Source organism: Candidatus Kuenenia stuttgartiensis, from assembly GCF_900232105.1.
In the GTDB taxonomy this organism is placed as follows: Bacteria; Planctomycetota; Brocadiia; order Brocadiales; family Brocadiaceae; genus Kuenenia; species Kuenenia stuttgartiensis_A.
In genome coordinates this window covers 843,719-862,173 of sequence record NZ_LT934425.1, presented here as the reverse complement: position 1 = coordinate 862,173, position 18,455 = coordinate 843,719, and the positions used below count along the sequence as shown (strand labels likewise).

The 18,455-nt window shown below is 39.5% G+C and carries 18 protein-coding genes; all 18 read right to left on the bottom strand.

What is annotated here, in order from left to right:
* Positions 1–174: 174 nt before the first annotated feature.
* The 18 genes from KSMBR1_RS03955 to KSMBR1_RS03865 all read right to left on the bottom strand — a co-directional run bounded on the left by KSMBR1_RS03955 (position 175) and on the right by KSMBR1_RS03865 (position 18,450).
* Positions 175–1,215 carry a glycosyltransferase family 2 protein gene (locus KSMBR1_RS03955; RefSeq protein WP_099324163.1) on the bottom strand — a complete coding sequence of 347 codons (1,041 nt, stop codon included), beginning with the start codon at positions 1,213–1,215 and terminating at the stop codon, positions 175–177.
* Positions 1,205–2,659, bottom strand: a complete 1,455-nt coding sequence (locus KSMBR1_RS03950; RefSeq protein WP_099324162.1) for a phytoene desaturase family protein — start codon at positions 2,657–2,659, stop codon at positions 1,205–1,207. Before KSMBR1_RS03950 ends, KSMBR1_RS03955 begins: the two co-directional genes overlap by 11 nt.
* Positions 2,656–5,055 (bottom strand): efflux RND transporter permease subunit, encoded by a 2,400-nt coding sequence (locus KSMBR1_RS03945; protein ID WP_164994746.1) that lies wholly within the window; start codon positions 5,053–5,055, stop codon positions 2,656–2,658. Before KSMBR1_RS03945 ends, KSMBR1_RS03950 begins: the two co-directional genes overlap by 4 nt.
* A 133-nt stretch (positions 5,056–5,188) precedes the next feature.
* Positions 5,189–6,037, bottom strand: a complete 849-nt coding sequence (locus KSMBR1_RS03940) for a class I SAM-dependent methyltransferase (protein ID WP_099324160.1) — start codon at positions 6,035–6,037, stop codon at positions 5,189–5,191.
* Complete coding sequence (gene fabZ, locus KSMBR1_RS03935; protein ID WP_099324159.1) at positions 6,034–6,474, bottom strand: 3-hydroxyacyl-ACP dehydratase FabZ; 441 nt, start codon at positions 6,472–6,474, stop codon at positions 6,034–6,036. The genes KSMBR1_RS03940 and fabZ overlap by 4 nt, the downstream gene beginning before the upstream one ends.
* Positions 6,471–6,722 (bottom strand): phosphopantetheine-binding protein, encoded by a 252-nt coding sequence (locus KSMBR1_RS03930; protein WP_099324158.1) that lies wholly within the window; start codon positions 6,720–6,722, stop codon positions 6,471–6,473. The genes fabZ and KSMBR1_RS03930 overlap by 4 nt, the downstream gene beginning before the upstream one ends.
* 2 nt (positions 6,723–6,724) lie before the next feature.
* A complete protein-coding gene (locus KSMBR1_RS03925; protein WP_099324157.1) occupies positions 6,725–7,477 on the bottom strand; it encodes a beta-ketoacyl-ACP reductase in 753 nt (250 codons plus the stop codon).
* Positions 7,462–8,823 (bottom strand): lipid biosynthesis B12-binding/radical SAM protein, encoded by a 1,362-nt coding sequence (locus tag KSMBR1_RS03920; protein ID WP_099324156.1) that lies wholly within the window; start codon positions 8,821–8,823, stop codon positions 7,462–7,464. The genes KSMBR1_RS03925 and KSMBR1_RS03920 overlap by 16 nt, the downstream gene beginning before the upstream one ends.
* Positions 8,820–9,872, bottom strand: a complete 1,053-nt coding sequence (locus tag KSMBR1_RS03915) for a radical SAM/SPASM domain-containing protein (RefSeq protein WP_099324155.1) — start codon at positions 9,870–9,872, stop codon at positions 8,820–8,822. Before KSMBR1_RS03915 ends, KSMBR1_RS03920 begins: the two co-directional genes overlap by 4 nt.
* Positions 9,865–11,172: a phenylacetate--CoA ligase family protein gene (locus KSMBR1_RS03910; RefSeq protein ID WP_099324154.1), complete on the bottom strand. Its 1,308-nt coding sequence runs from the start codon at positions 11,170–11,172 to the stop codon at positions 9,865–9,867. Before KSMBR1_RS03910 ends, KSMBR1_RS03915 begins: the two co-directional genes overlap by 8 nt.
* A complete protein-coding gene (locus tag KSMBR1_RS03905) occupies positions 11,169–11,756 on the bottom strand; it encodes a hypothetical protein (protein ID WP_099324153.1) in 588 nt (195 codons plus the stop codon). The genes KSMBR1_RS03910 and KSMBR1_RS03905 overlap by 4 nt, the downstream gene beginning before the upstream one ends.
* On the bottom strand, positions 11,753–12,934 hold the full coding sequence (locus KSMBR1_RS03900; RefSeq protein ID WP_099324152.1) for a beta-ketoacyl-[acyl-carrier-protein] synthase family protein: 1,182 nt from the start codon (positions 12,932–12,934) through the stop codon (positions 11,753–11,755). Before KSMBR1_RS03900 ends, KSMBR1_RS03905 begins: the two co-directional genes overlap by 4 nt.
* On the bottom strand, positions 12,931–13,917 hold the full coding sequence (locus KSMBR1_RS03895; protein WP_157820372.1) for a class I SAM-dependent methyltransferase: 987 nt from the start codon (positions 13,915–13,917) through the stop codon (positions 12,931–12,933). The genes KSMBR1_RS03900 and KSMBR1_RS03895 overlap by 4 nt, the downstream gene beginning before the upstream one ends.
* A gap of 100 nt (positions 13,918–14,017) precedes the next feature.
* Entirely contained in the window at positions 14,018–15,079 is a 1,062-nt protein-coding gene (locus KSMBR1_RS03890; protein WP_099324150.1) for a beta-ketoacyl synthase N-terminal-like domain-containing protein, read from the bottom strand.
* On the bottom strand, positions 15,067–16,281 hold the full coding sequence (locus KSMBR1_RS03885) for a beta-ketoacyl-[acyl-carrier-protein] synthase family protein (protein ID WP_099324149.1): 1,215 nt from the start codon (positions 16,279–16,281) through the stop codon (positions 15,067–15,069). Before KSMBR1_RS03885 ends, KSMBR1_RS03890 begins: the two co-directional genes overlap by 13 nt.
* Before the next feature lie 193 nt (positions 16,282–16,474).
* Entirely contained in the window at positions 16,475–17,299 is an 825-nt protein-coding gene (locus KSMBR1_RS03875; protein WP_099324147.1) for a polysaccharide deacetylase family protein, read from the bottom strand.
* Positions 17,296–18,081 carry a hypothetical protein gene (locus KSMBR1_RS03870; protein ID WP_157820371.1) on the bottom strand — a complete coding sequence of 262 codons (786 nt, stop codon included), beginning with the start codon at positions 18,079–18,081 and terminating at the stop codon, positions 17,296–17,298. The genes KSMBR1_RS03875 and KSMBR1_RS03870 overlap by 4 nt, the downstream gene beginning before the upstream one ends.
* A gap of 102 nt (positions 18,082–18,183) precedes the next feature.
* Entirely contained in the window at positions 18,184–18,450 is a 267-nt protein-coding gene (locus tag KSMBR1_RS03865) for a macro domain-containing protein (protein ID WP_099324145.1), read from the bottom strand.
* Positions 18,451–18,455 lie beyond the last annotated feature (5 nt).

Genomic DNA, 18,455 nt, shown 5'->3' with positions numbered 1-18,455 from the left:
TGAGAATATTAGTCGGAAAATGAAGTCGCTTATCTAAAAAATAAACATTTCTATACTCAATTATGATAGTTAGGTCATGGATGTTTCATTTGATATTTCCATTTAACTATTCATTTTTTTATTATTAAATACCCTTTAGGCCGTTGGTTAAAAATATTTTCAAAAAGGACATTCCTATCTTTTGTTTTTCCATAAGTTTGGATAAAATTTTTTTATAGTTCCGCTAACAAGATTTATTTTACATCCAGTTGTCTTTAAGCATTTTTCAATGAGGGCTACAATAAGTAATATAGGCAACATCTGTGTTGCAAGAACAATCCGCGAAAACCCACAATCAAGTTTGCGTATAGAAGCAAAATTATAAGGAATAAAGAATTGAAGTAAACTATACTCCAAATAAAAAAATATGCTTGCAGGAAGCGCTGTAAACACGGTAAGAGTTTGAAAAAACATATTCAAGCTTTTTTTTTCCCCGAGAGTATCCCTTATATAGCCTATTGTAGAATAAGTATATGGATTATTTGGGGTTAATCCCTCGACAAACCACTTTATATGAATATAAGAAATAACATACGCCGCTATGCTTGAAACATCATATACCGGCGTTAGATAACTTTTACTATTGTTGTATATCGTCTTAATATCTACAAATCTAATGGTTTTGCCCATATCTCCAACCTTCATTAATATTTCTGATTCAGTAACATATCTTTCTGTCGTTAGTGGTATGTTTTTTATTATTGCCATGGGATACAACCTAAAACCGCACTGGGAATCTTCCAAATACTGGTTTGCTGAAAGAGAAATATAAAACTGGGCAATACGCATGGCATTGTATCGGGCGTCTGGTATCTTTTCCTTCTCACGGAACCTGTTTCCTACTATTGTTGATTCTGGAAACAATTTGTGTTCATGCAGGAAAAGAGGTATTTCCTCCGGATCATGTTGTCCGTCTGCGTCCAAGGTTATAACCGCGTCAAATTTTTCCTGAATTGCTTTTTGAAAAAATATCTTTAATGCGTTACCTTTACCTTTGTTTTTTCCCAGAGTAATGATTCCAGCACCTGCTTCAAAGGCAACAATTGCAGTATTATCAGTGGACCCGTCATCTATGACTATAACTGTGGAAACATGTTTTAAAGCAGCGGAAACCACATTGCCGATTGTCTTGGAAGCATTATACGCCGGTATTGCAACATATATTTTAGATTCCATTAGTGACGCTTTCCTTTGTAAGGATTTCCTTCGCTGCTTTGGCCCCGGAATATGCTGCCGCCAATACTCCGCCACCTATTTCTCCCCAATGACCGGCAATGTATAGATTGTTTATTCCATACCCCTTTACGTTTTTAAAACCTGGTATTTGATTCCATCCAAATGCGGAGCCATTGAAATTTCCGGTATATCGTTCAATGGATTTAGGTGTAGCGGAATCAAGGACAATAATTTTGTCTTTCAATCCTGGTATTATCTTTTCCGCTTTTTTAATCACTATTCCCGTACATACGGATTTGTCTATCTCTTTATCGGAGGCTTCCGCCATTTCGTGCAATACCACCGTGTTGCAGGCATCAGGGGCAAGGAGTTTGTCCTCCATACTGGCAACCGTTACACCAATGGTCGAGTCATTCTTAAAGGAGCTTTTAGGAGAAAAAAAACTTTCCATGTCATACGAGGGAAAATAACCAACGCTCGAATGTTCGGTAACCTCACCTTTGACTCCGGCATATACAACGAAAAATGACGTTGAGATGCCCGTTTTTTTTCGCATTTCCGTTGGAATAGATTCAAATTCTCTTCCCAACAGATCGCCGAATGTATGATGCGAGTCAACGCTGGAGACCACAAATTCGGAAGTATATTCATTGCCGTTCTCGCACCGAACTCCATAACACCGATTATTATTTTCCAGTAGTATTTTATCAGCTCCGTTTCCCAACAGTACCATGCCTCCTTTGTTTTCAATTCCTTTGACAAGAATATCCGCAAGTTTCTGGAAGCCACCTATTGGTCTGTAGGCACCCAATTTGAAATAGCTCATGATCATGTTGACCATTGAGAATGCCGATACTCGTGATGGCGGCAGTCCGATAAAGGGACATCGGTCGGATAAAACCATGGTAAGGCGGTAATTAGTGATATATTTTCTCAGCAGATCCTTGTATGAAATATTTCTTAGTTCAAAAATTTCATGAGTTGCTTTCCCTAATCCAGGCTTGCCGGATAAAAATGAATCTAGCATGGACTGTACCAAGGTAAATGAACCATCCATGAAGTTGAATAATTTTTTTATTCCCGACGCTTCCGAGGGAAATAGTTGAATGAGCCTTTCAATATAGACATTCATGTTTGAGTCTACGGGAATCCGGATATCTGGGAAAATACTAAATCTTATGGGATTCAGCTTTACAAAGTTTATTTCGGAATCAACGTCGAGACTCTCTAGAACGTTTGAAATGTACCCCCCTTTAGCAACACCCGAGATACAGTCAACAGCGGAATTAAAGAGGAACCCCTTCCTTTTGAAAGAGGCAAGTAGTCCGCCGGGAATTTTGTTTTTTTCAACCAGAAGGGTTTTCATCCCTTTTGAGACCAACGTTCCGGCACTAATAAGTCCCCCGATTCCACTTCCGATAACTATGACATCAAAATCCTTCATTGTGAAATTCGTCTCTCATTCAGATAAATAATTGTTGGCAATACAAGCAACGCGGTAATGGCGCAAGCAATTGCTCCTATGGAAAGTACAAGGCCCACGGTTGCAATGCCGGTAAATTTTGCAAGCGCGAGACTTCCACAACCTGCAACGGTTGTGGCCGAGCACATCATCACATTTTTACCGCTCGTTCGAAGTGCACTATAAATATTTTTTTCATCTTCTCTTACATATGCCTGCATTACGTATATGCCATAATCCACGCCTAGCCCGAAAACTAAAGCTATAGTGCCTACGTTAATGACGTTAAAAGGAATACCCAGGAAGGCCATCGCCCCCAACGTCAGGAGAAACCCCAGCGTTACCGGCAGCAAAACAAATATCGTATGAAGTATTTTTCTGAAGTACAAATAAATAATAACAAAATTCATCAGGAGCGCCATGATCGATGCTAAAGCGCTGCCCCAAATGATGGTAGGTTTTATTTCATTGAACAAGATCGGTTTCCCCGTAAATATCCAATTCTGCCCTTTCGAATCAACCATTTGCTGAATTTTGTTAATGGTTTCTATGTCCCATCCATTATTCCCCTGATAAATATAAGAGGCAATGGACAGGTCTTCTTTATTGTAAAAATGCTTTACTCTTGGAGAAGATAGCATTTCAACGTCTTCCAGGCCAATGGATTGCGCGTTATACAGCGCATTTGTTACATTTTTTATGTAGTTGTTTACATACGTTTTCTCATATACCAATTTATTTTTTTCAAGAGAGTCCAGTAGCGTTTTCGTCAGCGCGTCAGGCTGTATGTCATTATCCGCCAGCATTGTTTTTATTTTTCTTTTTCTTTCCAACTGAACGGAGGGAGCTGGCATGAAGATGTTTAACGAATTGTAATCCTTAATCAGACCATTCTCTTTCAATTGCATAAGCAGTTTTTCAAGTTCGTCAAAGGCAAAGGATAGTCCCTTTTTATCCAGAGCTTTAATTACTATGGAAAGCGGTTCCCCTTTATTACCCATTTTTTTCTGAAGTTTTTTTCCCACAGCAACCGAGGAGCAATCTTTTGGGATGATACTATCGGGATCATTGTTAAACTTTAATCTTGTTACACCAAAACCCGCGATGATAAAAACGATAATACTAATAGCAAGTATCCTATTGGGTCTTTTAACGAGCAGTTTGATAAGATTTTCAACTCCTGTAGGGACCTCTTTTTTCAACTGGATTTTATGCAACCCTTTTTTACTTATCCAGTAAAGAAGAGAGTTTGTCAGGAAGAGCGTGGATAACAAACATAATAAAACTCCTATTCCTGCAACAATACCCAACTCATGCAAACCATTGAATTTGGTCACAATTATACTGAAAAAAGACAGCGACGTTGTGCTTGCAGATATAATGATCGCAGAACCAGTTTTGGTAAGGGTTTGTTCCAGGGCCTTTTGCCGGTTGTTCAGTTTTCTAAAAACCTCGCCGAATCTATTTACCGAATGCATTGCATAATCCACGTAAAGGCCGATAAGTAGCGCCGCAACAACGCTTGTTACTATATTCAGACTACCGAAAACCAGGTATGCAAAGGCAAGTGTAGTGGAAAGAGACGTCAACAAGGTAAATCCGATAACCAATAGAATCTTAACTCTTACTCTGTACGCAAACCATATGAGTGCGGCAATGAGAAAAACGGATAAGAGAAAAGAGTATGCTACGTCATGACGGATAATTTGGCGCACTTCTTCCGATAAAACGCAGTTGCCGGTAAGTTCCACCCGTACGTCCGAAGGATTGCCGGCTTTCTCCATTGAGAATGAGATAATGTCGTCCAGTTCCCGTTTCAAATTACCGACAAAGGCCATATCCCTTCCTTTGCCCTTTGGTTTAACGAAGATAACGGCAGTTGAATAATCCGACGTGATGTAATAACCGGTACTGATATCAAGGCTGTCCTCTTTGTTTGCGCTCATAAGAGAATCTTTTACTATGTCTGCAATATCAAGAGGGTCTTTTGAAATCATTTCGTAATCGATTGGAGAACTAAGGGGAGAGAGAAGTTTTTGGAGATTATATCTTATTTGCCGTTCGATGCCTTTTGGGGTAAGTCTGTTTTCAAGGCGTTTCAATCCTTTTTCATCAAGAAGCAACGGTATATGATTGATAAAAAAACTGTTTTCGTATTTTAACGGGCTATAATCAACGTGCTCAATATATGGAGATGCTGCAAGTTTGTTTGCAAGCGTTTCTATGAGTTCTGTTTGTTCATCAATTTCATTCTCCGTCGATTCCAACAGCAATACTACATTATCCGAAATACCGTATTTTTCAATGAAGTCCTTAAACTGGCCTACTTTCTTATTTTTAGATGGAAGAACGTCTATTATGTCCGTTTTAATTTCCATGTAAAAAATTGTTACTATGGAGACTGCCGTGAGCAGAGCAAATACAACAACTATTTGCTTGTGAAAGGAATGGATAAATGATGCGCACTTTTTTAAGAAAAATTCCATGTTTTACTATCGCGACGCGTTAAGTTTATTCTGTCAGATTTTTACAAGCAATTGTGGTTTTACTTGTGCCTGGGAAAAGAAATTTTCCCCCGCTGACCGCAAAAAATATTCGGGCAATATTTCCCGATGTAATGGAGACTATTTTCTCTAAAAAATTAACCGGAAGTGTCGGTGTGCCAGGCTTTACCTGAACCGTTGTAAACCCCGCTTTTTTTAACAGAACGGTAATGGTTTCGGGTGAAAAATCGTACAAGTGGTATGGGGTATCGTAGAGATTATTTTTTATATGGAATAATGAAAGGAGTCTGACAATAGGAGTCGTGTGTGGAACTCTCAGGACGAACACGCCTCCAGGTTTTAGCAGGGAATGGATTTTTTTTACCGCAGAGTATGGATCCGGAAGATGTTCCAGGACGTAAAAAGCTGTTATCGCATCGAAAGAAGCTTCCGGGAGGGAAACGTCTTCAATGGACGTTTCAATAACATTGAGATTCTTTTTGTTTGCAGCACACACCGTATTTGGCGATGGATCAATTCCGCTAACAACCCATCCAAGAATCCTCATTATTTCGAGAAAATGCCCATAGCCGCATCCAATATCGAGGATTTTACCTTTTCCGGGAAAAACCTGCGCCAAAAACCCCGATACTTCCCTGTAATTTCTCTCCATAAGATTTGCCCATGTGTACTCTCTCTTTCCATTTCTTTGGTGATAGGTTTCATAGAGATGGATTAAATGCTCAGTATTCGGTCTTGGATTTACATATACAAGGCTGCATTTCTTGCATCTTACCACGTTATGATTGCTTTGAACTGTAATTATTTTAGTATCATCAGCGCCACAAAGGTTACAATTCACATGCTGCAAATTCATGTTGTTCCTTTTATCGTCAACGAAAGTGTTATTACCGCTTTGGAGGCAATCTCGCTATCTACTGTTGCAACAGCTTCAAATACATAAAAGGGTGTAAACGATTGCGTTATCCTGGAAGTGATTACGAGTTGATCTCCTGCCACAACAGATTTTTCAAATGTGGCTTCTTTTATCAAACACAGATATGCAACTTTGTCTTTAGTGTTACCCAGTACCAATCCTGATGATTGCACCATTGCCTCTAATACAAGCACTTGCGGCAAAGCCGGGAAGTTTGTATTTTTCTGATAATGTCCACCCAAATATTCATCATTTAAACTTACATTCTTTATGCATACAATGCTTATCTTTTCCTCAAATTTAATGATTTTGTCTATCATAATAAACGGGTATGCGTGTGGGAGTATTTCCGGGGGACTTGGGAATGCCTTCTTCATTTGTTTTTATCTATATATCTTGCTATTGCGCCAACGGAGGTAAAGACTTGTTCCGATGTTTCTCTGTCCATGATTTCAACGCCAAACTCTTTTTTTATAGCAATAATTAATTCCAGGACATCTATGGAATCAAGTCCCAGACTATTTGAGCCGAAAAGCAGAGTGTCTTCTTTTATCTGGTCTACACCGATTTTTAGTTTTAATTTTGTAACAAGTAATTCCTTGAGTTTTTGGATCGTGTCATGCATATTCAATTTAATCCCCCGGATACACGAATAACTTCCCCTGTAATATAACTTGCTTCGGATGATGCAAGGAAGCGGACAACGGATGCAACTTCCTCCGGCTTTCCAAATCTTTTTAGAGGAATATGTTCCTTGTAACTATTTCTCTTATTTTTATCGAGGGAATCAATGATATCTGTTTCAATGACTCCCGGAGCGACGGTGTTTACCCTAATACAAAAAGGCGCAAGTTCTTTTGAAAGGGCCATGGTAAATGCAATTACACCACCTTTAGCGGCGGAGTAATTTGTCTGGCCGGGTAATCCAGTAATTCCACTCAAAGACGCTATATTGATGATTGTTCCGCTCCTTTGCCCAATCATATGTTCAGACACTGCTTTTGTACAATTGAAAACGCCCGTCAGGTTTACGTTAATAACGTCGTTCCAATCTTTTGCCGACATAAGCATTATATAACCGTCTTTAATTATACCTGCGTTATTGATAAGCACGTCTATCTTTCCATGCTTTTTCACAATATTGTCAACCATTTGTTTTATTTGCGCATAATCGGTGACATCTGCTTTTTCAATTGAAAAGCTTCCTTGCGGAGATGAAAATTCTTCTCTTAATTTCTCTATATCATCAATTGGTTTGCAGTGATTTACAATTACATGATCGCCTTCCCCGATAAATACCTTGCAAATGGCTTTTCCGATGCCTTTGCTGCCGCCGGTCACCAGCACTACTCTTTGTGAATGAACTAGATCATATCCCATAAAGGCCCTCTTTTTCCTATTTTTCTCATAACGGTTAACATATCCGTATCACATCTAATATCAAGACCAGGCACAATCCAATTATGGCTTTGTTGTGCGTAATCATAAATTTTTTGAAGCAGAACGTCCCTGTCTATCTTAGGTGAGATGTAAAAAACAGGTTCCAATATATTTTGATCTTTTTCGATGATTTTATCTTCAATCGCTTTATAATAAAGCAATGTGTTTGGATATATCCTGATTCCCACAAATACAATAACCGCGGTTGGCTCTATTTTATTAAAAAGTGAAAATGTTTCGCTTAGCGTTGAATCGTCTTCGTCTGGGCCACCAACAATAATGTAATGAGCATTCGGCAAATTAATACTATTGCAACATTCTGTGGCAAATGCTATGTCTTCGATGGTAAAAGACTTGCCAATGGCTTTCAGTGTTTTTCGGGATCCGGCATCCGTTCCGAATTCAATGCCCTTGCAACCAGCGTCCGACATGAGAAGCGCAAGTTCTTTCGTCATTCCTTTTGGTGTGGCAAAACACGCCCAATCAATTTTAAGTTCATGCCTGATTATTTCCTCGCAGAGGGCAACAGTGTGTTTTTCAGGACAATTAAATATGTCATCCACAAAGAAAACATAGTCAACTCCATATTCGGAATTTAACTCCTTAATCTCATCAACAATTTCCAATGGTTCTCTCAACCTTACCGTATTGCCATTCAGACTTGGATATGTGCAATAGGTACAGTGAAACGGGCAACCCCTTTTTGATTGAATATTGGCCATACCGCCCAGTTCCATATATTTGTTATTGTTTAGCAAATCCCGTTTTGGTGTAAAAGGTTCAACACTACAGAGGGTATTGTTACGGGTGTATTTCCCATCTTTTATATAACAGAGGTTAGGTATATCGTTAATTTCACCACCATGGATAATGACGTCTATATATTGCGGAAGAGATATTTCTCCCTCGCCAACAATACCCATTTCAAGTTGCAAATACCTCAAAACTTCTTCCGGGAAAAGGGAAAAACCCGATCCTCCAACAATTATTTGAGCCGATGTAAGGCGCTTGATAAGCCGAACTATTTCCTTAACCCGCGGAAGATAGTAAACACTTTTTCTAAAGGTTAAATTATCTATGTTTCTGATGGATAGACCTAGGAGATCCGGAGAAAATTTTCTCAGCGATTCTTCTATCGCCACGTAATCATCTTCGGCAAAACAAAGATCAAGAACGTATACGCTATGCCCTTTATTTTTTAAAATAGTTGCAATATATGCGATGCCTAATGGCGCCACGGGGTACGGTTTCATCTCGTTATTAACAGAGATAAGCAAAATTTTCATTTGGGGTTTTTTTCACAATGCCAACATGTGGAATCTGAAGCCAAATGATTTCCCGTCATTTGGTAAGCGTTTCCCCTGCAACCGTAACATTCTTTATTATATTCGCACGTTTTACACTGTCCTTCTATGTTTTCGTAAATATTTCTCAGGTCTTTTATAACTCCACTGCTTACCAGAATTTCCCCAAGTGATTTATCCCTGATGTTTCCCACCGACATATCAACGCCCGTACACGGCTGTACATGTCCCTGGGAATTGATAAGGCAGCTATAGAGATGGCGTTTACAGGAAAAGGCGGCAATTGTCGGACGAGAATTCCACTGAATGCCAAAATGCTCCCTGTCGATTTGCTCCAGCCGTTTAAATATCTCCTTAATTTCCAGGGTAGGCACAATCAAATCCTTGTTTTCCCTTGCCCTGCCCTGGTAAGTCAATATTTCAAAATATGGAATTATATTTCTTTTCCGCGCCCACATCCACATTTCCGGGATCTCGTTAATATTTTGTTTGCATATTACGGACTGTATACCCAGTCCCAAATCTTCACGGGGATACCCCGATTCCATCAATATTTTTAGTCCTCTGGTTATTTGTTTATAAGTTCCTTTGGCATTTGCAAGCATGTCCTGAACCTCGGGATTAAAGCTATTATATTTTATTACCACAGAAACTTTATTTCTGTATAGTGTTTGCGCTATTTCTTTATCAATCAATACGCCGTTTGTAAAGAGTATTTGCTGCAATCCGATTGAATTAATATATTTAATGATATCTACCACACCCTCGTATAGAAGTGGTTCGCCGCCTCCCAGGAGGATTATTTTCTTTGCCCCCAGCCCTTTTGCCTGATCCACCACCGATTTCATTTCTTCCAGGCTCAATTCATTTTCCGCTGCGAACCCGGCACTGGAATAGCAGTAAAGGCATCTGAGATTACACTTTTTGGTAAATTCAAGTTCTATTGAAAGAATGCTTCCATTCGCCAGGCAATCGGAGATCTCATCATTTGAAAAGCTTAGTTCATTGATCATGTCCATAGTGTTACTCATGTAATTTAATCCTCCTATCCTTAAAAGTAATCGCCTTTCTACTGCCCCCTTCAAAGAGTTTCTTCTCTATCTCGTTTGGCGAAGCTATCTCAATCTCAGGAACTACTCTTGTTTTCGCACGAAGAATATCAATTAAGGATGATCTGAATTTATCATCGTTTCTATGGGAACCTATTCGTAAAATAATGTGGTCTGTTTTGGTATCGCCGGTATATGCTTCCAACTGGTAGTTTATCACATCCTTTAAATGAAAAATTGCATTTTCAATTGTCTTTGGATAGAGAGTAACCCCTTTTACCTTTAACCGGTGGTGTTTACGTCCCAAAACCGGACCAATTCGAACGGAGTTTTTTCCGCATAAACACTGTCCCGAAAGTTTAAAGGTAATATCTCCCGTTTTGTAACGGATCAGAGGCATCCCTTCGTGTTGAAGGGTGGTAATTACCATTTCGCCAATCTCGCCGTCTTGTAGCGGGATACCCTCATCCGACACAATTTCTACGTAAACAAAATCCGTATGTCCGTGTAGTCCGTGGTGAAATTCACATTCACCAAATGAAATTTGCCCCTCTGAGATACCGTATGTGGAAAAAACTTTCCTTCTAAATGAATTCTCAATAAAGCTGCCAAGTGTATTCGTACTAAAATCCGTATTTCGTATGCTATCGCCTATGAGAACTATTTTCTCAATGCCCAAATCGGGAATATTTATTCCAATTTCATTTGCATGGCGTATCAGGTAATGCATGAACGATGGTACCGCGACAATTCCGGTAGGCCGTAATTCTTTAATGAGTTGAAAATGCCTGATAATGCTTTTAGGCCCTATCCTTGCGACGGAAGCGCCGCGCCTTATGAGTCCTCTGTAATATGCAATGCCAGCGGTAAATAGATTGTCGCAGGTTACAACAATGTGAAATAAATCTTCTTTGCCAGCGTTTATAGTATTAAAATTTCGCTCTTCGCTACAGGTAAGACGTTCTAAGTCGTTTTCCGTAAGCGCAAGAAATACCGGTTCACCCGTGGTGCCGGAAGTAGACACAAACTCCGCGATATCCTGTTTTTTTACTGCCAGGAAATTCCAATTGTTATTTGATATATCCTGTTTTGTGGTAAAAGGCAATTTATCCAGGTATTCCCTTGCATGGGCGGCGGATTGCAAGGTACCGGCATTTTGAAGGATTTCTTTATAAAAGGGAGACATTTGTCGCGCATAGTCTATCGTGGCAAGCAACAATTCATTCTGATTATTATTGATTGTCTCAGCGGAAAGTCCGTCTGGCGCACAAAAGATCTTCATAAAACACTGTCCAGCGCATTAGGGTAAATTTTCACACCCCTCCGCATTGCGCTTTCCCTATCCTCAATAAAAAAAAATTCAGAACTGTATACATGACCACTTGTATGGAGATTTAATGCCTTGACCTTTCTTATACAACCTGCAATTGCCATTTTGATATTTCGTCCGATAATACATTCGCATGCATATTCCACAACTTCCCTGAATGAAGACCCGATGGGCATGGTAATACACTCTCCCCTTAAATCGAAAGCTATTGTCGCTTGAGCGGCAAGAGAATTTGGTGTTGTAAATTGGAAAAGTTGCGGACTTGCTCCAAGAATTCCTTCGTCCAGAATGTTATTAAAATATTCATTTTTGATATCTTCGATGGAAATATCAATTCCTAGATAAAGACTAATGTCATCATTTGCAACAGGAACCGGAATTCCAGCGCTTAGCAAGACATTACCGACGGAAGCAACCACCAAACCATCAAGAGCATTATATATTCGGCACTTCTTATCCAGTCCCTCAAAAGCCGGAATTTTACCATCCGGAGTATTGCTGTTCAATATACTTATTCCGGTAACCGCTGGAATCATGCGCCACCTAATATGATCGCTGAGTTTTGGCCGCCAAAACCGGCGGATAGAGACATTGCCATTTTCACGTGGTGGTTTCTTGCAATATTCGGAGTATAATCAAGATCGCAGTCGGGATCGCATTCCTGAAAGTTAATGGTAGGAGGTACAATTCCGTTTTTTATTGCCAGCAGGCAACATATAGCTTCGATAGCCCCCGCCGCACCCAGGGAATGTCCCAGCATTGACTTTGTCGAACTGATTGGGATATCATATGCCAACCTTCCAAATACCCGCTTTATTGCCTTTGTTTCCATAAGATCATTGTAAACCGTACCAGTCCCGTGTGCATTAATATAATTAATATCACCCGGTTTTACTCCCGACTGACCCATTGCCCTGTCTATTGCTTCGGCAAGGCCTCGTCCTTCGCGATGAGGGCCTGTTAAATGATTGGCGTCAGCACGCGACGCATATCCCATGACCCGGCCATATACCTTTGCATTTCTTTTTGCCGCGCTTTTCTCGGACTCAAGCACAACAAATGACGCCCCTTCGCCGAGTGCGAGTCCGCTTCTGTTTTTATCGAAGGGTCTTACCTTATCAGTTGTAATTGCCTGAAGGGCATGGAATCCGATAATAGCAAAATCACTCAAAATATCAGCTCCACCGGCAATCATAATATCAGTTTTGCCGGATAGTATGCTTCTGGCTGCAATCCCTATGGCATCAGTACCGGAAGTACATGCGGTTGAGACGGTATATTTTGGTCCGTTTAGGTTATATAGGGAAGAAAATTGCAATGTCACATTAGAAAGGGAATCTTGTTCACCACAGTATTCTTTCTTTTGCTTTTTTGCATCAGCCAATTTTTTTTCCTTTAATAACATATTTCCCAAAACCGTACCCATGGAGAAACCTATATTTGAGCAATCTTTCAGATTTGCATCCTCAATTGCCATGTTCAAAGCTCTTTTCATAAGATATTGAAATTTATCTTCCGGTTGAACGGTTTGCGTTATGCAGGAAAGGCTAATTTCCGCCATTGGCCATTCCCCATCAATTTCAAGCAAAGGAAGTCTCGTTTTTTTTATAAGATCCTGCCCGGAACACAATGCATGCCAGAATTCGTTCACCCCCTGAAAAGGTTTGATTGGTGTAATGAAACCAATGCCCGTTATCAATATTCTTCCGCTCAAGGTTTGTCCAATCTCCAGATCGAAGCATTGAGCATTACGGTATTCGTATGGTACCCAATCTCTTTAAAAAGTTTTATTGAATTCACTGCTTCATGAAAACCCTGCCACCCCTCGCAGACACTTTCACAGAAATCATGAGCAAGTATTCCCAATCTTATCCATTTATCTTTTACGTATTTTTTCTCCTGGTCAGGGTAACTGTTGGTCAAAATGCCAAGTGAACCCTCATGCTTCAAAACCCTGAAGATTTCCTTATAAGCATATCTTCTTTTTTCAACGGGGATATATGGATCAGCACATCCAAAAAACACAACTTCCATGCAATTATCCTGAAAAGGTAATGGAAAGCCAAAACCTTTCCAACGGTCAGAACGTACCCATTCGATGGTATGAGAATTTGATAATTTGCTTTTGGCTTTATCGTAAAAGTTCTCGGCAAAATCAAGACCAAATAATTTCACATTGGAAAATCGCTCACTTATCTTTACCAAATCAAAACCTGGGCCAAAGCAAAGAACGAGAATATTACTGTTTTCTTTTTTTTCAAACATTAACAATTCTATAAGAATGGATCTGGCAAAGTTGAACTCTGCATTACCCAGAAAGCTTTCCCATATCGACGTAAATTCCGCATTAAAATTGAAACGTGGCGTTGCTCCACGCAAAAAATCACCGCTGTATTTGATACACTCTTCAAAAAACCCCACCACTCCCTTAAATGAAACTTCAATAATTTTATATTCCTCGTCTTTTAATTTCGGAGCAGCATTTTCAATCATATGCCATTGATATCTGGTGTTTTCAAGGCTTAAATATCCACACTCCTGTAATAGATAAATAAGTGTATGTATCATTCTTCTTCTCAACCTGTCCTGCAATTGATAATTGAGCTTATTTTGAAGCGCTTCTATAGCTTCATTGATGTGAAATGTATCAATAGACTCAAGAAGCCGCAGGATTCCTTCTTCTTGCGCAAATTTCAAAAGCATTTCTGTTTGATATCTTTGTACAAGAAATTGGCTTAATAATAATCTTGTATCGGGAAAATTATAATTCATAGTCTTAAACAAGCCGCGTTTATTTTCATGATATTTTCGATAAAATTAATACTCCCGCAACCCCTTCGCTCTCAGTTGCACAAATCATTACGTTCCTGATCTCGTTGTTAATCGGCGCTGAATTTTTGAGAATAGGCAATGGTATTGCCCCATGCCTTATACACAACGCCGATAGAATAACGTTCCATATGGTAGAAACAGCAAATGCATTTCCCGTAATTGAATCCAAACTACCCATGGGAATTTCATATGCATCAAGCTGCTGTACTTTGGGGAAAGAAGGGGACGTCATTAACAGATCAACGTCTTTTGCTTTTAAATTGGCTTTTTTCAACGCGGTTTCAACGGATTCTTCCAACGCGGACTGTAAATTTGAAGGATTGGTTTGTGAAGCAAAGCCGGAAATATAACAATACGGGACTTGATTGTTCTTTGTATCTTCCGGTTCTATTAAGAGAGCACCGGCACCTTCAGACAATGTGTTTATCCCCAGCCTGTAGTAACAGTATAGTGAAAATTTGTTTAATTCTTCGGCAGAAGCAATAACTGACTTTTCCATTTTTTTTGTGGCTAATAATTGTACTGCGAGCATGATCGCCCGTATGGTTGTTACACTGCCCCCAATCAAAGTATGAACGGGACCGTGAATACCTAAGCAGATAGAAGTATTACCTGCGGGGGCGTTCAATATAGAATCAGAAAAGAGTATGGGACTGGCAGATTCAGGACCTTCGGTTACCAGAAGTTCGTGATAGGATTGTGTATAGTTTAGAGCACCGTGGGTTAAGCCGACAACTAGCCCAAGATTTTTAATATTGGGAGAATCAACCTGAGCGTCATCCATTGCCATCTTTGCGGCGGACATAGTAAATTTAGATATTTCAGTGGCACGTCTGAATTTTGTGTCGGGGATATATTCGTCAAAATGGATATCATTAATTTCTCCCCCGTAAAATTCTTGATCGGGCATGAACTTTGTTATCTTCTTTATGCCTGGGAAGTTGTTCACTACTGCATTCCAGAAATCTTCTTTTCCTTTTCCAATAGGCGTCAATGGCCCCACGCCTGTTAACACTATCCGATCCATGTATATTCCCTGAGTATTAAAGTTGCGTTAGTCCCCCCAAAACCAAATGAATTGGACAAAACGGTTTTTATATCGCAATACACTGTTTCCTTTGATATGTTCAAATTGCAAACGGGATCAGGCGTGCAATAATTTATATTTGGAGGAACGGCTTTACGCTCAATTGAAAGCAATGATACTATAGCCTCTACCGCCCCAGCCCCACCAAGGATATGGCCAACCATGGGTTTTATTGAACTTACGGGTATGTTTTGTGTTTCCTCTCCAAACGCTTTCAATATTGCATTGGATTCCTGCGCGTCATTATAAATAGTTCCGGTGCCATGTGCATTGATATAATCAATTTTTGGATTATCCGCATCATTCAAGGCATTCATAATGGCACGAAATGCGAACTCACCTGTCGGGTCGGGGCTTGTCATATGATACGCATCGGAAGATTCCCCGTACCCGATTATTTCGCCCAATATTCGTACATTTCGTTTCACGGCGTGTTCCAATTCCTCTAAAATTAAAATTCCTACTCCCTCCCCCAGTACCAGCCCGTTTCTATTCTTATCAAACGGCCTGCACTTAGTAGGAGTCATTGCCATAAGAGAGCTGAAACCGGCAAAGGTAAATTCACTCATAGTATCGTATCCTCCGCAAATGGCAATTTTATAAAGGCCTGATTGTATAGAATTATACGCACAACCTATGGCATTTGTACCGGATGCACATGCGTTAGAAAATATATTGTAATTTCCTTTTAATTGAAATTCCCTGAATAAATTAATCGCCTGGCAATTTGCAAGATAATCAGTTAATAAAGAAATGCGTGCCTTTTTCAGCCCTTTTTTCAGAACTTCTTTATGAAACAACTCTCCGGAAATCATTCCACCAAGTGTTGTCCCTAAAGATAAAAGTATATTTGTATTTTTGATGTATGGGAGTACGTTTGATTCCAGAAGCGCTTCACGTGAAGCATGAATCAATAAATGCGATGCCCTGTCAAGACGTGCCGCATTTAAATTTCTTATTTCGGAAGCAGAGGTAAACTGCTTTGCCTCTCCACCGCACTTTCCGGGATATTTTGAGGAATCGAAAGACTCTATTTCTTTAATACCTGATGCGCCTGAAACGATCTTTTTCCAGGTTATTTCCTTACCAATACCGTGGGCGGTAATTATGCCCATTCCAGTAATAACAACTCTCTTCTTCAACGTAGAAAACGGTTCCTTATTTTTTTAAATTTTACGAACCCATTATAATAAAAAAAAAGCAGAAACAAAATCGTTACAAAAATAAAAATACTCCCGACAAAACCCGTAACAACTGTAAATACATATAAGAAGGCGACTATTAAGCTATAAATAATGCAAAAGGTGGATACGGATTTAAGATAATACATATCTCTCATGTTGTAATCCCCAATATATTTTTGATAGGGGCAAATTGAAAATTGCTAAGTAAGCCTTCTGTCTTCCTGGGAGTGGCACTTATGTTGAAATAGTGCATAAATCTCCTGCTTAACGGCAAATCAATGCGTGGTTGTTCTTTGTCAAATTCCCACGGATGTATATAGACCATTGCAGGAAACCCCATGCGGTTAATTTTTTTTATTTCTGATACAATATAAAAATAAGGACATAGTCTTAACGGTAAGCCACCCGTAAAGGGAAGACGTTCCCAAAACAGCCTTGTTGTGGTGAGCGGAAATTCCCAAATCTTTCCATAATCAGTATTGTAGCAACATGGATAAACAGGGTAATCCCTATATCCCATTCTTGTAAGAGGAACCATGCTTGAATCATAAAGAATACCGTATTTCCTTAATGCATTAAGCATCCATAAAGTATTCTTCCGGATCGACCATTCCGGCGCCCTAAAACCCAGTACCCTCTCGTTGATATTTGATGATATAACAGAAATGGATTTATTGACATCTTCTTCAAACTCCCGTTCCGTCATCTCAAAGATCCTCTTATGATAAAAGCCATGAGTTGCTATTTCATGTCCCTCGCTCTTAATTGTCTTTATAAGACCAGGTTCCTTGAAGGCAATGTATCCGAGGACAAAAAAAGTAGCCTTTACTTTATACGTTCTTAAAAGAGTAAGTACCTTGTCAGTATTCCTTATTATACGGTTTTCATAAGTATCCCATTTTTGCGGATCAGAATAGCCCTCTACGCCACAGATGTGATACCAATCCTCAAGATCAACGGTCAAGCCATTAATCACGGATTCCCGCTCAGGAGTTCTACGGATTTTTTCCCATAAATACTGTCAGGAGAAAGCTCAGCCGTCTTCTTCCAGTTTCTTATGGCATCTTCTTTATTTGATAAAATATCCATTTCCAGTGTACCAATTTTATAATGAATATAAGCCTTTTTGTCGTTGCCCAGTGTTGAATTTCTGAGTGCAATTTCGTAAGACTTCTTTGCCTCTTTTCCTTTATTGTAACGGGCCGAATTCTCTTTACTAACAGGCTCATATGCAGAATCGATTGAAGTACTAACTGTGGATTCTGACGGATCGGTATTTTTTGCAAGGTAGCCGTACAAATCTCCCTTTACGATGTAACCTTCCGGATAATCCGGCTTATAAAAGAAAGCTTTTTTAAATGCCCCATATACATCACGCTCCCTATTGATAAGCGCTGCAAATTTTGCATAGACAAGCCAGTATTCCGGGTTCAAATAATGAGACCGGTAAAGAATTTTAACCTTTTGCTGTGCTTCTTTTGCCTTATACTTCCACGCAGGGGCTTTCATGTCTTTCATAATCATGCATTGTTCTAACATGGCATCAGTTCTTTTCAATTCGTCCTTGCTGACTTCCATGAATTTATTAAACGTGTTTATAGCCTCATCACTTTTACCCTCTTCTTTAAGAAACATCGCCTTTTTATATAAATCGTCATGAGCCAGTTGCGTAATGGATTCTTCGGCATTGCTTGTTTTAGTCTCGTAAAAAACGACAATTGCTATTAACCATACCAATAAAATACAAGTTTTTTTCATTGTCATACATTGGCTCCTTACCGTTAAAAATAATTTCTTTGCACACTTCCATTCGTCAGTGCGTGCTTTTTGGCAAAATATTTAATGGCGAATCTGAAATGTTCAATACGAATCCACCCTCTGCATCCCCGCCAGCAGGGGACATTCTCCCCCTTTGGAGGGGGTAAGGGGGAGAATTTTGGAATTTGTTTCGGATTTCTTGCTTGTTTGGTTCTGGCTATGCCAGCGTAGGTATTCTCTAAACATTTCAGGGTAAATTGTCTTAAAATCTTTGGCAATACCCTTCCCCATAACTCTCCCAGTATTGACAGTATTGATCAACACATGAGCCGGGGATTCAAATAGGTTCCCAATTATATAGGTAATCATATCTT

What these genes read in the sequence shown, in the direction of transcription:
- fabZ (WP_099324159.1), bottom strand. Translation starts at nt 6,474, where the DNA reads ATGAAGAAGGCATTCCCAAGTCCCCCGGAAATACTCCCACACGCATAC.
- KSMBR1_RS03870 (WP_157820371.1), bottom strand. Translation starts at nt 18,081, where the DNA reads ATGAAAAAAACTTGTATTTTATTGGTATGGTTAATAGCAATTGTCGTT.
- KSMBR1_RS03950 (WP_099324162.1), bottom strand. Translation starts at nt 2,659, where the DNA reads ATGAAGGATTTTGATGTCATAGTTATCGGAAGTGGAATCGGGGGACTT.
- KSMBR1_RS03865 (WP_099324145.1), bottom strand. Translation starts at nt 18,450, where the DNA reads ATGATTACCTATATAATTGGGAACCTATTTGAATCCCCGGCTCATGTG.
- KSMBR1_RS03915 (WP_099324155.1), bottom strand. Translation starts at nt 9,872, where the DNA reads ATGAGTAACACTATGGACATGATCAATGAACTAAGCTTTTCAAATGAT.
- KSMBR1_RS03905 (WP_099324153.1), bottom strand. Translation starts at nt 11,756, where the DNA reads ATGATTCCAGCGGTTACCGGAATAAGTATATTGAACAGCAATACTCCG.
- KSMBR1_RS03945 (WP_164994746.1), bottom strand. Translation starts at nt 5,055, where the DNA reads ATGGAAATTAAAACGGACATAATAGACGTTCTTCCATCTAAAAATAAG.
- KSMBR1_RS03910 (WP_099324154.1), bottom strand. Translation starts at nt 11,172, where the DNA reads ATGAAGATCTTTTGTGCGCCAGACGGACTTTCCGCTGAGACAATCAAT.
- KSMBR1_RS03925 (WP_099324157.1), bottom strand. Translation starts at nt 7,477, where the DNA reads ATGGGATATGATCTAGTTCATTCACAAAGAGTAGTGCTGGTGACCGGC.
- KSMBR1_RS03920 (WP_099324156.1), bottom strand. Translation starts at nt 8,823, where the DNA reads ATGAAAATTTTGCTTATCTCTGTTAATAACGAGATGAAACCGTACCCC.
- KSMBR1_RS03890 (WP_099324150.1), bottom strand. Translation starts at nt 15,079, where the DNA reads ATGGATCGGATAGTGTTAACAGGCGTGGGGCCATTGACGCCTATTGGA.
- KSMBR1_RS03940 (WP_099324160.1), bottom strand. Translation starts at nt 6,037, where the DNA reads ATGAATTTGCAGCATGTGAATTGTAACCTTTGTGGCGCTGATGATACT.
- KSMBR1_RS03930 (WP_099324158.1), bottom strand. Translation starts at nt 6,722, where the DNA reads ATGCATGACACGATCCAAAAACTCAAGGAATTACTTGTTACAAAATTA.
- KSMBR1_RS03955 (WP_099324163.1), bottom strand. Translation starts at nt 1,215, where the DNA reads ATGGAATCTAAAATATATGTTGCAATACCGGCGTATAATGCTTCCAAG.